14 protein-coding genes are annotated in these 15,251 nt (G+C 44.3%); 6 read left to right on the plus strand and 8 right to left on the minus strand.

Going from position 1 to position 15,251, the window contains the following annotated elements; genetic code table 11:
• The first annotated feature begins 20 nt into the window (after positions 1 to 20).
• From fabV to VFDL14_RS05490, 3 genes are all read left to right on the plus strand, one after another.
• The gene (gene fabV / locus VFDL14_RS05500) at positions 21 to 1,220 is read left to right on the plus strand and encodes an enoyl-ACP reductase FabV (RefSeq protein ID WP_032552560.1); all 1,200 of its coding nucleotides are present in this window, start codon (positions 21 to 23) and stop codon (positions 1,218 to 1,220) included.
• A 188-nt stretch (positions 1,221 to 1,408) separates the two neighbouring features.
• Positions 1,409 to 3,316, plus strand: a complete 1,908-nt coding sequence (locus tag VFDL14_RS05495) for a GGDEF and EAL domain-containing protein (RefSeq protein ID WP_032552561.1) — start codon at positions 1,409 to 1,411, stop codon at positions 3,314 to 3,316.
• A gap of 163 nt (positions 3,317 to 3,479) precedes the next feature.
• Entirely contained in the window at positions 3,480 to 5,135 is a 1,656-nt protein-coding gene (locus tag VFDL14_RS05490) for an ABC-ATPase domain-containing protein (protein ID WP_032552562.1), read from the plus strand.
• A gap of 100 nt (positions 5,136 to 5,235) precedes the next feature.
• Here VFDL14_RS05490 and VFDL14_RS05485 read toward each other — a convergent pair whose 3' ends face one another.
• Together VFDL14_RS05485 and VFDL14_RS05480 are read right to left on the minus strand one after the other, a co-directional pair.
• Positions 5,236 to 5,856, minus strand: coding sequence for a DNA-J related domain-containing protein (locus VFDL14_RS05485; RefSeq protein WP_032552563.1), 621 nt, complete (start codon positions 5,854 to 5,856; stop codon positions 5,236 to 5,238).
• Positions 5,857 to 6,078: 222 nt separating this feature from the next.
• Entirely contained in the window at positions 6,079 to 6,918 is an 840-nt protein-coding gene (locus VFDL14_RS05480) for an isopenicillin N synthase family dioxygenase (protein ID WP_032552564.1), read from the minus strand.
• Between the two features lie 202 nt (positions 6,919 to 7,120).
• Here VFDL14_RS05480 and VFDL14_RS05475 point away from each other — a divergent pair, with 202 nt between their 5' ends.
• Positions 7,121 to 7,753 carry a DUF2238 domain-containing protein gene (locus VFDL14_RS05475; RefSeq protein ID WP_032552565.1) on the plus strand — a complete coding sequence of 211 codons (633 nt, stop codon included), beginning with the start codon at positions 7,121 to 7,123 and terminating at the stop codon, positions 7,751 to 7,753.
• Positions 7,754 to 7,829: 76 nt separating this feature from the next.
• Here VFDL14_RS05475 and VFDL14_RS24100 read toward each other — a convergent pair whose 3' ends face one another.
• The 5 genes from VFDL14_RS24100 to VFDL14_RS05455 form a co-directional block, all read right to left on the minus strand.
• Positions 7,830 to 8,081: a hypothetical protein gene (locus VFDL14_RS24100; RefSeq protein WP_084181904.1), complete on the minus strand. Its 252-nt coding sequence runs from the start codon at positions 8,079 to 8,081 to the stop codon at positions 7,830 to 7,832.
• A gap of 12 nt (positions 8,082 to 8,093) precedes the next feature.
• The gene (locus VFDL14_RS05470; protein ID WP_032552566.1) at positions 8,094 to 8,987 is read right to left on the minus strand and encodes a DMT family transporter; all 894 of its coding nucleotides are present in this window, start codon (positions 8,985 to 8,987) and stop codon (positions 8,094 to 8,096) included.
• A gap of 9 nt (positions 8,988 to 8,996) precedes the next feature.
• On the minus strand, positions 8,997 to 10,688 hold the full coding sequence (locus VFDL14_RS05465; protein WP_032552567.1) for an SgrR family transcriptional regulator: 1,692 nt from the start codon (positions 10,686 to 10,688) through the stop codon (positions 8,997 to 8,999).
• Positions 10,689 to 10,866: 178 nt separating this feature from the next.
• Positions 10,867 to 11,100, minus strand: coding sequence for a DUF3389 domain-containing protein (locus VFDL14_RS05460; RefSeq protein ID WP_032552568.1), 234 nt, complete (start codon positions 11,098 to 11,100; stop codon positions 10,867 to 10,869).
• Between the two features lie 24 nt (positions 11,101 to 11,124).
• Positions 11,125 to 11,550, minus strand: a complete 426-nt coding sequence (locus VFDL14_RS05455) for a hotdog fold thioesterase (RefSeq protein ID WP_032552569.1) — start codon at positions 11,548 to 11,550, stop codon at positions 11,125 to 11,127.
• Positions 11,551 to 11,670: 120 nt separating this feature from the next.
• Here VFDL14_RS05455 and VFDL14_RS05450 point away from each other — a divergent pair, with 120 nt between their 5' ends.
• On the plus strand, positions 11,671 to 12,459 hold the full coding sequence (locus VFDL14_RS05450) for a M48 family metallopeptidase (RefSeq protein WP_032552570.1): 789 nt from the start codon (positions 11,671 to 11,673) through the stop codon (positions 12,457 to 12,459).
• Positions 12,460 to 12,546: 87 nt separating this feature from the next.
• Here the strand turns inward: VFDL14_RS05450 and VFDL14_RS05445 are convergent, their stop codons facing one another.
• Positions 12,547 to 13,629 carry a site-2 protease family protein gene (locus tag VFDL14_RS05445; protein ID WP_032552571.1) on the minus strand — a complete coding sequence of 361 codons (1,083 nt, stop codon included), beginning with the start codon at positions 13,627 to 13,629 and terminating at the stop codon, positions 12,547 to 12,549.
• 344 nt (positions 13,630 to 13,973) lie between these two features.
• Here VFDL14_RS05445 and VFDL14_RS05440 point away from each other — a divergent pair, with 344 nt between their 5' ends.
• Positions 13,974 to 15,245: a porin gene (locus VFDL14_RS05440; protein WP_032552572.1), complete on the plus strand. Its 1,272-nt coding sequence runs from the start codon at positions 13,974 to 13,976 to the stop codon at positions 15,243 to 15,245.
• Positions 15,246 to 15,251: the final 6 nt, after the last annotated feature.

Here is a 15,251-nt window from a genome sequence, read left to right on the forward strand (position 1 = left end):
CGTTAAGTGTAAGGTTATTTATGATAATAAAACCCGTTATAAAGGGTGTCGTTGCCAAAAATGCGCACCCCCTAGGCTGCCAACAAGCGGTCAAAAAACAAATTGAATTCGTAAAAAGTGCCCCACAGATAAAAAATGGACCTAAGCGTGTATTGATTATTGGGGCATCTTCAGGCTTCGGCCTTGCCGCCAGAATCGCCCTCACCTTTGGCGGAGCGCAGGCCGACACGATCGGTGTATCTTTTGAACGTGGTCCTAATGAGAAATCCCTAGGCAGCGCCGGCTGGTACAACAATATCTATTTCAAGCAAGAAGCCAAACGTGAAGGTCGCAAAGCGATAAACATCGTTGGTGATGCTTTCTCCAAAGAAACTCGCTCACAAGTCGTTGAAGCCATTGAAACGTACTTCGAAGGCGAAGTTGATCTAATCATCTACAGCCTTGCTGCTGGTGTACGCCCTAAAGCCAATACTGACGAGTTCTGGCGCTCTGCTATTAAGCCAATCGGCCAAAGCGTCACAGGAAACACCATTTCTCTTGAAGACGACAGCTGGAACACCACCACACTGGAACCCGCGACGGAAGAAGAAGCTGAAAGCACGCTCAAAGTCATGGGTGGTGAAGATTGGAGCCAATGGGTCGATGAACTGATTAACTCCGAATCCATTGCAGAAGGATGTAAAACCATCGCCTTCTCTTATGTGGGCCCAGAAGTTACACACCCTATTTACCTTGATGGTACCTTAGGTCGTGCGAAGATCGACCTTCATCAAGCAAGCCATGCCCTTAACCTTGAAATGGCAAACTTTAGCGGCGGCGCATACGCGACTGTCTGTAAAGCGCTAGTTACCAAAGCAAGTGTCTTCATCCCGGGTTTAAGCCCTTATCTACTGGCTCTTTATCAGGTAATGAAAGAGAAAGGCACGCATGAGACATGTATCCAGCAAATGCAACGTCTATTTAGCACCAAGCTCTATGGTCAAGATAAGGTTCCACTCGATGGTGAGCGTTTGATACGAATGGATGACTGGGAGTTAGAGCCAGAAACTCAATCTCATGTTTCAGAGCTTCTTCGAGCAATGAACGAAACCAACTTTGCCCAAATTGGTGATTATGCTGGTTTCAAACAGGAGTTCATGCAACTCAACGGTTTTGAGTACTCAGGAATTGATTACACTCAGCCTTTGAAAACAGAAGATTTTATAAATCTCAAGCCGTAATTCCTTTGTTTCTCAGGTATGAGACTTAGATTCAGTTTTGAAAGCCTCTAGCAAATTGCTGAGGCTTTTTTATGTAACCTACCTATACTCAAATTAACAGTTTCATTACATCTCTAGGTGCATATAACATCGACAGGGAGACGAGACCACAGGAAGTGGTTCGTCTGGTGACAATGACATGGAGTCTTATGAAAAAGATCAAAACGCTCGATTTAGACATTCCCAGTGACATGAAAGTCGGATGGCAAAACATCGTAGACTTACTGGCGAACATAACGCATGTACCCGCAGCGCTGATCATGCGAGTACACCCCTCCTCAATTGAAGTTTTTTCAACCAGCAAATCCAACGGCAATCCCTATAAAGTTGGAGACTCTGAAGAGTTAGGACACGGCCTTTACTGTGAAACGGTAATGAAGTCGAACAGTCGTTTGGTCGTTCCCGATGCGACCAAAGATCCTGCATGGGAAAATAATCCTGATGTCGAACTGGGGATGATCTCGTATTGTGGTATCCCTCTGCTCTGGCCTAATGGTGAGGTATTCGGCACCATCTGTATTCTCGATAGCAAAGAGAACCACTACACACCAACTTACATCCAACTACTTGAGAGTTTTAAACTATCCATTGAGTCGCAGCTCCAGACGCTCTATCAAAATGCCAAACTATCTAAGTTGAATAAAGAGCTAAAATCTAGAGTCCATACGCGAACCCAAGATCTGGCCAGCCTTAACTATTCACTCAACCTTGAGATCGACAAACGCAAAGCCGCTGAACAGAAGATCAATTACCAAAAGAATCACGACCTAGGCACGGGCTTCCTTAACCGCAATGCATTCGAATCTCGCTTGAACCTGCGTCTGTCCAACGAGCTCAAGTTAAACAACCAACCTTTTGTTGTTGTACATATAGGATTTACCAACGGTAGACGAATTCAAGCTCGTTATGGCTATCAAGCTTTCGATGATGTATTAGTCGAGTATCGACGTAAGCTATCAACGATTGAAGGCATCGAAGTTCTGACAGGAAGGCCCACCTCGGTCGATTTAGCCCTCGCATACACGACAGTAGGATTACATTCGCACCTAGACACACTTTGTGAACAACTGGTTCAAGTTGGGCATTCCGAGTTTTCAATAGGCAGAGACAAAATTCATCTACACGCGTTTATCGGCTTATCTATCACCGAGAGTGAAGACAACGCGGAAACAGCCCTCAAAAAAGCCTCTGCAGCCATGTTGGCCTGTAAAGACTCAGGACAAAAGTACTGCTTTTATTCGCAAGCGTACAACGACGATCAAATCCACCTTAATAAGATTGAAGGTTATCTGCTTCAAGCGGTGCGCAATGATGACCTTATGCTCTACTTCCAACCGAAAGTGTCACCAATGACACATAAGTGGGTTGGAGCTGAAGCACTTCTTCGCTGGCGTCACCCTGTTCTTGGTGATATTTCCAATGAAACCCTTATCCATATGGCGGAACAAAATGGATTGATCTTCGAAGTCGGAAATTTCGTGCTTCGCTCGGCCATAGAGAAAGCCAAAGAGTGGTCTGAGTATGTTGACGACTTTAAAATGGCGATAAATGTCTCAGCAGTTCAATTAAAGAACGTTCAGTTCTATGAACAAATCGTCCATCTGCTTGAAACCTATCACCTGCCGGCTCGATTCCTTGAGCTAGAAGTGACTGAGAGTGGTTTAATTGCCGATGAGGTTATTGCTAAGAATACATTAGAATCATTGCATGACCTAGGCGTGACATTGTCACTTGATGACTTTGGTACTGGCTACGCATCCTTTGGATATCTCAAGAAGTTCCCATTTGATGCTATTAAAGTAGATAAAAGCTTTATCGACCAAATGCATAACTCTGAAGACGATACTGAAATCGTTCGCTCTATTGTTCAAATTGCCAAAAAGCTAGACCTCCAAGTAGCGATTGAAGGCATAGAGAACGAAGAACAAGAACAGTTCATCATTCAAGAAGGGTGCGATATTGGGCAAGGATACCTCTACGGTAAGCCGATGACATGCCAAGAGTTCGAACATAACTTAGCTGACCAAAACTACCCAAACAGCAGTCGATACGCCTAATTGGATCATTTACTCACCAATCCAAGCTCACATGGGAAGATTAGTGACGTAAATTACCGATACTTTGCAATTTACTCCGACTTTCCCTTTACTCTATAGGTGGTGATTTTTATAATCGCCGCCTTTCTATTTGTATCTTTCTCCAATTAAGGCATTTCTCGTTATGGATCAGTTGACTGCAAAGCTCAAAAAGCTCGAAAAACAAAACTACCGTGCATATCAACAAATCAAGGGTCAATACGACTTTGCTGACTTTGAACTTCACATCGATCACATTCAAGGTGACCCATACGCGTCCCCTTCTCGCTTTCGTGCTACACGAGCTTGGTCGCTGACGGGTTTAGAGTGGCTGAAAGACAAATCACACGTATACCAAATCGCGGCGCGTGACTTTATTGCGCGCAGCTTTGCTGAATTTGCTAAGCAAGAGTCGAGCATCTCTATCGCGTTAACCGGTCAAACGGTCCTTGATAGCACAGCGGTACTGTTTACTGAGCACGGTATCGAAATCCGTTTCCGTATTAACCTGCCAGCTGATGGTCGTAGTATTCTAGCGAAGAAAGCAAACAACATTATTACGTTCTATCTGCCTAAGTTTATTCGCCGTGCAACACTAGAACGTGAACTAGACTTTGACGCGCTGATTGAACACTGCCAAACCATCGAAGATCAAGAAGCACTTCGCTCGCAACTTGACGAACATAATCTAGCAGCTTTCGTTTCCAACGGTAGTGTTTTGCCACGTATTGCAGGTAACTGTGACCTACCAATGAAAGATGCTGTCACGTTTGAGGCTCCTGAATCTCTCTCTGTGACACTAAAGACACCTAATCGTGGTGAAGTAAAAGGCCTAGGTATTCCTAAAGGCATTACTCTGATTGTGGGTGGTGGCTTCCACGGTAAATCAACACTGCTTAATGCCGTTGAGCGCTCTATCTACAACCACATTCCAGGCGATGGTCGTGAAGGTATTGTTACCGCGCTAGATACAATGAAGATTCGCGCAGAAGATGGTCGTTGTGTTCATAGCTTGAACCTATCGAACTACATCAATCACCTACCGATGCAGAAAGACACTTCAGACTTTACGACTCAAGATGCTTCTGGTTCAACATCTCAAGCAGCATGGCTACAAGAATCTATTGAAGCAGGCGTACAAACGCTACTGATCGATGAAGATACCTCTGCAACCAACTTTATGATCCGCGATGAGCGTATGCAGGCGCTAGTTGCGAAAGGTGACGAGCCAATTACGCCACTTGTTGATCGTATTGGTCAGCTACGTGATGAAATGAACGTTTCTACCATTGTTGTTATGGGTGGTTCTGGTGATTATCTGGACGTTGCAGACACGGTTATCCAAATGCACGACTACCAAGCAGTAGATGTGACTGAAAAAGCGAAAGAAGTGATTGAGCAGCACCCTACCCAACGTCATAACGAGTGTGAAACCGCACTTGAAATGTTCGTACCACGCTCACTCAACCGTGCATCTCTGATGAACATTCTGTCTGATGGCAAATTCCGAGTGAACGCGAAAGGCAAAGATTCGCTGCGCTTTGGCAAAGAATTCACCGATTTATCAGCACTTGAGCAACTAGAGTCTGCATCAGAAGTTAACGCGATTGGTTGGGCATGGTTCCAGTTTGCTCAACTACCGGGTTGGTCAAACAACCCAGCGAAAGAGTTTAACGATATGCTGGATAAAGACTGGCACGCGAACATGCCGAACTACGGTGATCTAGCGAAGCCAAGAACTCTCGATATCATGGCTGCTTTGAACCGTATGCGTAAGTCTCAGTTCAAGCCATCTAATTAATTCGCTAACTGGCAGACCGATTCAGTGATTTTTTATCACTAAGCCCAATAAAAAATAGTGCGTTGAACGCACTATTTTTTTATCTATAACATATTGAATATTAATGTCTTAAAACATTCCACGCTTCACACAAGACTCGAAACTGATCACTATTCCCATCTTCTCTATCAGGGTGCCAACGTAATGCGAGTTTTCTCCATCGCTTGCGAATTTCAGCTGGTGACGCATCCATTGGCAATTCAAACAACGACAGCGCTTTGCCTCTGTCCATGTCTCCAATATCTTCTCCACCGACAAACTTACGATAGCGAGTCCAAAACTCATTCAATAGTCTTTTCACCTCACCCTCATCGGCTTCGTAATTTTCCCAATGCACGTAATAATCTCGTAAAGGATCTTCTGGATCGATTGCATGTCCATTGGCGTAATAGCGGCCATGCATCAGTTCAATATCCATCGCCTGTACCTGTAACCAGCTCTCAGGGAACAAAGTCTCTTGTAATTGATACAAAGCGTTCATGATTAAGAAGTTCTTCTTAAACAGATCCTTTTCTGGTTTCGGGTCCAAGATAGGAACTAAACCGAGATCGTTAAGATGCGTCGCAAGCGTATGAACCTTCCAGCCCCGAGGTTGCTTCTTCAGTACCTCCATGATCGGCCAAAGCAATGGATTTTCCATGTGAGTCTGAAAAGGTGCACTCACGTCTTGTTGTTCTAACATAGTATGGAGCCAGTTTTATAATGCAGATTGGTTCATATATACATTGAAAGCCATCATTGCTGATTTGTCGAGGCTTTAACCAAAAGTTTCAACGGTTGAGCCCAATAAAACTCAATCAATAACTCTTTGAAATTGAACAGCTAGTCAAACAGTTAGCCGTCATTGAAATACAAAAAAGCCAGCAAAATGCTGGCTTTAAACTTGTTATGGAATCAGGCTTGCTTAGATAACACCTAGCTCGCGTAGACGTTCCATTAGGTATTCATTCGCTGTGTACTTCTCAGACAACACCACTTCTGGTTTAGGGTGTAGGAAAAGAGGCAATGAAATACGAGACTTCTCTTGGCGCTCACCTGTTGGGTTAATTACACGGTGCGTTGTCGATGGGAAGTAACCACCTGATGCTTCTTGAAGCATGTCACCGATGTTAATGATCAGGTTACCGAAATCACAAGGCACGTCTAACCATTGGTCGTCTTTAGTTTTCACTTGTAGACCAGGCTCGTTCGCAGCAGGAAGAACCGTTAGTAGGTTGATGTCTTCATGAGCAGCAGCGCGGATTGCACCTGGCTCTTCATCACCCTGCATTGGTGGGTAATGTAGAACACGAAGCAGAGTCTGCTCGCTACCGTTGATCATTTCAGATAGTGCTACAGAGAACTTCTCTTGTACTTCTTTTGGAGCGTGAGCTTCAACCCAACCCAATAGCTCTTGAGCAAATGCGTTTGCGCGCGCATAGTAATCTAAGATCTGCTCTTTTAGCTGCTCAGGGATTTGACCCCAAGGGTAAACGTGAAAATACTCTTTAATGTCTTTAACGCTGTGTCCTTTAGCGACTTCTGAGACAGAAGGTGGAAAGTATCCGTCTTGTGTATCAACATTAAACTGAAAATCGTTCTTCTCTTCTGTCATGAAGAATTGGTACCAATTTTCATAGATAGATTCTACGAGTTCTTTAGGGATCGGGTGGTTCTTTAGAACACCGAAGCCGGTTTCACGTAGTGAGCGAACAAATTGCTCTGCTGCATCGTCAGCAAGATAATCGACAGTTTCCAGTTTCATGGCTTTCTTTCTAGTTATGTATGTAGTGAACGGGGATTTTAGGGGGCGCTTTGTCGTAAATCAAACTTTTGTGAAACTCTAGCAATCGTTTGTCTAGATACTGCGCGTTAACCCACTTTTTCAACATATTTTGTAAAGTGAAAACGAATTGTACAGTGTTCAATATTATGACAACATACTCAATTATTGATGAGGACCACTTATGACCACCACGACTGAACCTTTGCCCACTGCTCTGAGCCGCAATCGCTCCCTATTAATACTGTCTGCAGCTTATCTAGCCGTTTTTCTATTTTCTGCAATTGAGCCCTCATCAAGAGCAGTCTGGATAGCAGAGATTATTCCAGCCGTTGGCATCTTGGCAGGTATCTGGTGGTTCTCACGCAAGCTCACCTTCTCTAACACTGCATATGTCTTAATGTTTATCTGGTTAGCTCTTCACACGATCGGTGCAAAATACACCTTCGCAGAAGTACCTTTTGATTGGTTTAATCAGCTGATTGGCTCTGAGCGTAATAACTTCGACCGTGTTGCTCACTTCTCTATCGGGCTATACGCCTACCCACTGGCTGAATACCTGATTCGCAAGAAGCTATCGTCACCGATTATCGCAGTTTGGTTCTCTCTATTTGCGATCATGAGTGTCGCAGCCGGTTATGAAATCATTGAGTGGTGGTACGCGGAATTGGCTGGTGGAGATGAAGGCATCGCATTTTTAGGCTCGCAAGGTGACATTTGGGACGCTCAAAAAGACATGCTGTGTGACACATCAGGCGCTATCGTTGCGTTGATAATCATGAAACTACAGGGCCGAATAAGTAAGCCCAAAGCATAGCGGTCATCAAACAGGCTTTGATAATTCAAACTAAAACAAAGGAGCACTTCATAGTGCTCCTTTGTTTATCCATCTCTTACTTCATAGTGACCTTTCCACCTATCATCTTAAACGCAGGTGTTCCTCTCACTAAGGTATCTCTGGCGAATTCAATCTGACAGCCAGGACAATGGCATGGCGTTGTTGTGTAGTCTTCAACGATTCTCTCTTTAAAGCATTTTACCAACGCTCCTTTGCCACCTTTTCGGTACTTGAAGAGTTGCGTCTTACACTTAGCACAGAATATCTGAACCGTTTTGCTTGGTTGTTTCTTATTAGGTTTAGCCATAAATGATTTGGATTAACTGTTTTTAGGAGCAAAGATTACCGCTGCAATACCGACAAAGATAACGCCGGATGCGATAACAAACTGCAGCGTGACAGGTTCGGATAAAAATACAACACCACCGAGAGTCGCAATGATGGGCACGCTTAACTGCGCCACCGATGCCGTCAATGTACTGAGTTTTTTGACCACTTGATACCAGAGCGTGTAGCCCATTGCAGAAGCAAAAACACCAGACAATAGAGCATAAGTGACACCAGAGCTGCCCATAAACATCGAGTCAGGCATCAGTTCATTGAATGAAACCACGATAAGCAGCACAAGAGATGCCAGCCCTGCATAGCTAAAGTTGATCATGGTAGCGTGCAGTGGATCATTCACTTTACGCCCAGCCAAGGTATAACACCCCCAACCTATGCCTGCCAACATCATAAGCAGTGCCGCTTTAAAATCCAAAGCGTGTTGTTGGTTATCAGGCCAAAGCAGTATAACTAAACCACTAATTGCAATCACACAACCAAACCACTCTAGTAACGACATGCCTCTTGCTTGAATCAAGTGCGCCACCACCATAGTCAGTTGAACCATCACAAACAAGATTAAGGCGCCTAAACCGGCTCCGAGCGCGACATACGCATAGGAAAAACCAAACATATAGACGAGCAAAGCACCAATTGAAATTGGATTGCCCTTCCATTTCGATGACTGATTATTTTCTCCACCAGCAAGTTGCTGTTTTGAGCGAGTTACAGCCCAGTAAATTAGTATTAAGGTGATTGCACCGGAGACAATACGAATCAAGGAGAAGCTCAAAGGGTCGATACTATTGTCTGCAAGTGCCCATCGACACAGTACGGAGTTAGCAGCAAAAGCAATGAGTGTAACGAGCGTTAGAAAAATAGTAGACATAGTGTGCCTTTAACTAAGATCCGGCTTATTCCAAACCTGGCTAAAATCGAACCAACCTAACGCGTTACACTTAGCATTTTGCAGGGTTCCGCATTGATCTTTGTTCACACCTAACCAGCAGTGAAACATGGGTATCAATTGATTGCTATGAACCAGTTTCTTGCCAAGCTGACGAGCCGGGAAGGTTTCGTAATCACCAGCGCGCCATTGTTCAACCATGGTGCACCACTGATCAAATTCATCCAACGGGCTCGACTCTTCAATAAAGCTATAATCCATTAGCCAACCAACCAGTGCATCATCGCGATTGTTGGCGATTCCCATCGGGTTAATCCAAATATCGACATCATCTGCGTGTGGCGGATCCATGTCGTAACCAAACAGCTCAACTCCAACACCATATTGTTTTAGCACAGCTTCAATAGCGTGTGCCAATGTTGGAAACATCGGATGTTGGCGCTGAAAAGCAATCTTAATTACTGGCTTTGTTGAAGATTGCGGACAAACAGGAGTAGCGAGTTTTACATCGTACCAACCTGGCTTGAGCCCATATGCGTGTAGGACGCCAAGATCAATGACTGTCTCTTTGGGAATATGAGTAAACAGGTCAGCAGCATTTAACGCGTTAGAGAGAAACTCCGCCCAGAGTGGATTTTTGGCAATGCCCTTCTGACGGTTAAGCAATAGATAGGTACAACCCGGATCCAACTCAACCTCATCACTATCACCGCGATCAGCCATCACTGGCTTTGAGAGGCTAGGATAAACCATCGAAGAGTATGCTTCATCGACTACCCAGACTTCGACTCTATCTATCAGTGGTCGGAACCCAAAATATCCATCAAAGGCATGAAGTATCAATTGTTGGTCATCATTCTTCTCAACGCGATAAGGTCCGGTACCGATCGGGCGAATATCATAGTCATCACCGCGCAAGCTTACAGGTAGAGTGACTTTTGCAATCGACTCGGTCAGAGCAAGAGGAAAATACTTATCTGGACGAGTCAGGTAGACATCAACCACACAGTTAGCTGGAGATTCCACGCGCTTGATATGTGAGAACATGTTTAAGCTCTCTAATGAATCGAGTGTCTCAACAATATGGCTGGTTTGAAGCAACTCTCCATTATGAAAACGAACACCTGGACGGATGAAGAAACGCCAATGGTCGTCTTGCACCTTTTGCCATGAATGAGCAAGGTCCGGTTGCAGTTGATCGTTGTCATCAAGCCTTGTTAAACCACTGAACACCTGACGCGCAATGTGCTGCTCTGAACGACGCATAGATTTAGCAGGGTTAAGCATTGATAGAGGGCGGTAATACGGTAGACGAATCACCTGCTCGCCTTCTTGATATTGCACACCTAAGTAATTCTGTATCACTTGGGTGAGCTTGGCCGCATCTCTATCTAGCACATTCAGTGCTTGCCCGATTTTCCCATCTTCAAGATAACGACGTGCAAGGGTTTCACTCACATCGTTTCTGTTCTGTTTGAAAATCAGCTTGGACTGTTTTCCCCTACCCGCAGCAGGCTGCCACTCAATCCAGTTCTCTTCTTCGAGCTTGTTCAGAACCATCCGCGCATTACGACGCGTACAACAAAGTACGTCGGTAATGTCATCTAATTGGACTTCTGAATCTTTACCATCAAAGTACTCAAACAAGGTTTCAAACTGGACTCGTAATCTTGGGCTGCTCATAAAGAGGAAATATCAACTAATTAGAATTGGTTTCAGTTTCCTTATTTTAGTCAATGAAATCAACAGATACCTAATGATTTTACAAGGTATTGTCTTAAACAGTCCGCATTAAAAAGGAGCTCAATTGAGAGCCCCTTAAATGTCTTATCAGTGAGTTATCAAGAAATATTGAAGATACTTAAAGAATATCGCAGCCAATTTCATTTGCGATATCTCTTAACTGCTGTTCGTCGTCTAGCTTAATCGACCATTTGCACTCCGAACCATTGGCAGAGACGACGTTTGCCCCTTTTCCGATCAATTGAATCGCATCAACTTGCGCTTGCAATGTAACGCGGTGCTCTCCGTCTAATCGAACAACCAGCTCATGAGGTGTGGCAATGATCTTTCCACCACTGAATGTAATAACCATAAATACTCTAATTAACTTAAGTGACTAACGTTTGTGTTTTTTCACTGCAATGGTTAAGCGACTAGAGCAGACCAAGCGCTCACGCTCATCGGTAATATTAATCTGCCAAACCTGAGTTGAAGCGCCTAAGTGAATCGGCTCTGCCTTACCAATCACATGACCTTCACGCATTGAACGCACGTGGTTGGCATTGATATCTAATCCAACGCAGAAATACCCATCTGATACACAGAAATTCGCCGCCAAAGAACCCAAGGTTTCAGCTAAAACGACTGATGCGCCCCCATGAAGCATACCAAGCGGTTGATGAGTAAAATGACAAACGGGCATGGTCGCAACCAAAGAGTTGTCGTTCACCTCTGTGTATACGATATTGAGGTGCTCGATTAAGGTATTCTTAGATGTCGCGTTGATGATGTCGAGGTCTATGGGCTTTTTCCAGATAGACATATCATGTTCCTATTCATTGTTATAATTATGGGTAAGTCGTGATTGTTATCGCTCAGCTATTAGCTATCACGCAAGTTGATGTTAACATGCATAAAAACGGCAATACACAGAGGATAATGTATGACGTCATGGATGAAGTTCGCTTCACTTCTCACTCTTGCTGGTATCACAGCATGTAGCTCTTCTCCTACAGGGCGAAACCAGATCTTGCTGTTCTCAGACCAAGATATGTCGCAACTCGGTGCTCAATCATTTGAGCAAATGAAGCAACAGCAAAAAATCAGTCAAGATGCCAAAACAAACGCTTACGTTCAGTGCGTGACCAACAGCATCACCAAACATATTCCTAAACAAGGCTTTGACGAGTGGGAAGTCGTTGTTTTCGAAAGTGACCAAGTTAACGCATTCGCTCTTCCAGGAGGCAAAATCGGCGTATACACAGGTCTATTAAAGGTTGCTGTTAATCAAGATCAACTCGCAACGGTTATTGGCCATGAGATCGCGCACGTCATCGCCGACCATAGTAATGAACGTCTTTCTCAAACACAACTTGCCAACACAGGGTTGTCGATAACCAGTGCCGCCCTTGGTGCTTCCGAATACGCTCAATATCAAGGGATGACTATGGCAGCGCTCGGTTTAGGGGTTCAATACGGTGTGATTCTTCCATATGGACGTACCCAAGAGTCAGAAGCTGACATTGTGGGCTTGCGATACATGGCAGATGCAGGCTTCGATCCGAACCAAAGTGTGAATTTGTGGCAGAACATGGCCAAGGCATCGGGCGGAAACCAACCTCCAGAGTTGCTCTCTACTCACCCTTCACACAGCACTCGTATTCAAGACCTCCGTGCGACAATCACCACTTTGCCTCAATCTAATGCACAGAGACCAAATTGTAAGGTCTAAGCACATAAGTCAGAAACAAAACGAAAGCCCTAGGTTCTACAACCTAGGGCTTTTCTATTGGAGTACTAAGGCAAGCAGTTCACTCGATTAGGTACCTAGAATTTGTAACGGTAAACTCAGTAGTTGATCGCCTGTTGATGCAAAATACCAAATAACACCGATTAGCCCGCTTACCAAGCCAACATACCAAACTGCTGAAATGATCTGACCATAGCGATCAAGTGGTAAAAGATGACTATGGTGGCGTCCTCTCCATTCAATCAGAATTTCTATACTCCCCATAATCAGCAAGAAACCAAACAAGGTTAAATTGAGCTGATAACTCAATATCACACCACCAACTGCTGCAGCAGCACACAAAATAATGCCCAATAGACTGTTCATCGAAAAGCTGATGCTTTTAAGCACGTGGCCGCCATCGAGAGGCAAGATTGGTAGCAGGTTGAATAAGTTGAGTAGAGCATTGAATACGGCGAGACCCGCGAAGAACATCTCTCCTGTCACCCAATACAACACCGTAAAAATCAGGGATAGAATCAGACCAAAGAACGGCCCCATGATAGAGATAGCCACATCTTGCCAACGCGTGTTGATCTTCTCATCAGACAACGCGAGACCACCTAAAAATGGGATCAGGTAGATTCCTTTTGTTTTCATACCAAAGTATTTCATCGCACGAATATGACCATATTCATGAAACATAAGGCACGCTATTAATGCCAAGGCAAATTGAATTGAGAAAAGCCAAGAGTACGCCGCTAAACTTGCGGAAGCCAAAACCACTTTGATCAACTTGGCGCTCTTTAGGGCTTTCATACCTAGAGAAACTAAACCAATCAGACTAAAACGCTTTTCTGCCTTAGGTGCAATTTCTGGTACTTGCTGTTCAATGTCTTTGGTATTGCGAGCGCCTTGGCTAACTACTTCATCATTCACCGTAGCGCGATATTCCATATCAAACGGTTGCCATTGGACTTTGACATCCAACTGGCAAGTCAGAACTTGCTCACCGGCTTGAAGCTGAAATTGATGCGTACGTGAATCTTCCGCTTCTGATGTTGCATCAAGTTGAGAGACCAAGGTGTTATTCCAAAACAGCTGTTGCCAACCGGCCATTGAACCTTCTAGACGAAGCGTTTTCCCTAGGAAATCTACTGCGAGTAACTGCAATGTGTTATCCAAAATTAATGATTAAACAAGTGGTGCGTATTATGCCGAGTTCATCGATTCCGGTAAACAGATCCAGACATGTTAAAAAATATACAATTTCTTTCTTATCGTTCAGTTAATGCTCAAAAACACGCTGGTCACACCTCTTACCTTAGATAATGCATTGATAGTATTTATATAATCAGTGTTAGAGTCCCGCATCTAATAAATATAACTTCACAAAATATTTGTTCTTCCTTTGACTTTTCGTAAAACATAACCTTAACATATGCTTAACATTTAGCATGGTCGCTCATGTTTGTTTTCACGTATAAGAAAGAAATAAATGCCCTAGGAGGGTTTAAATGAAAACAGTACAACGCTCTCTCGTTTCACTGTCAGTGCTGGTCGCTTGTAACTCTTTAGCTGCCGGATTCCAAGTTGCAGAACACTCAGCATCAGGTTTAGGACGTTCATTTTCAGGCGAAGGTGCCGTGGCGGATAACGCCAGCGTATTAGCACGTAACCCTGCTGCCATGACCCTTTTTGATAAAGCACAATTTTCAGGCGCAGTGTCTATCGTTGACCCGGAAGTTAATGTTACTCAAAACGACGTACCCGGTTCAGGTGGGCAAAGCCAATCGTCCGACGACGTTGCACCATTGCAAATCGTACCGGCGGCTTACTACATCAGCCCGATAAATGACAAATGGGCTTGGGGTATCGGTATGTTCACTAACTACGGTGTTGCAACAGATTATCCAGATGATATTTATGCCGGTGATCTTGCAGGTGATACAGCGCTAGTATCTGTCAACCTCAACCCTAACCTTGCTTATCGTGTAAATGAGCAAATAAGCGTTGGTGGCGGCGTTAATGTTGTCTACGCACATGCGGAATTAAACCGACATGAAGGTGCTATTTCTAACATCACAGGTAACCCTGCATCTCAAAAATTAATTCAGATGACCGGGGAAACATTCGCTTTCGGTTGGAATATCGGCGGCCTATATGAACTTAACGAGAACAACCGCTTCTCGATAGCTTACCGCTCTGAAGTCGACCTTGACTTTGATGATGGTGAGTTCACCGATTATACAGGTGGAATCGTACAAGGCAGCGCGACCAAAACAACAGGTCGACTTCAAATCACCCTACCTTCGATCATCGAAATTTCAGCGTTCCATCAGCTCAATGACCAATGGGCAGTCCACTACGGCTGGCAGCAGACACACTGGAGCAGCTTTAAAGAACTTAAAGCAACAAGCCCAGACTGTACTAGTGACGGTGTTGCTGGGCAATGTTTCCAAAAGTCAGAAAAATACGACGACAACAATCGCTACTCTTTAGGTGCGACTTACACACTTAACCAACAGTGGACACTTCGTGCAGGTTTTGCCTACGACGAGCAAGCTGGTGAAGCAACTCTAAGTATCCCTGATAGTGATCGTTATTGGTATAGCGCAGGCCTGACTTACGCTGTCAATCCAGACCTAACTCTTGATGCAGGCTTTGCGATTGTTCAGAGTAAAGAAGGTGACTTCACCGAAACTAACAAATTAGGCCAAGACCTTTCATTCAGCGCAGAAGGTACAGCTTACCTATCTGCCGTTCAACTAAACTACACCTTCAACTAATGGAAT

The sequence above is a fragment of the Vibrio fortis genome, from assembly GCF_000695685.1.
Lineage (GTDB): Bacteria > Pseudomonadota > Gammaproteobacteria > Enterobacterales > Vibrionaceae > Vibrio > Vibrio fortis_A.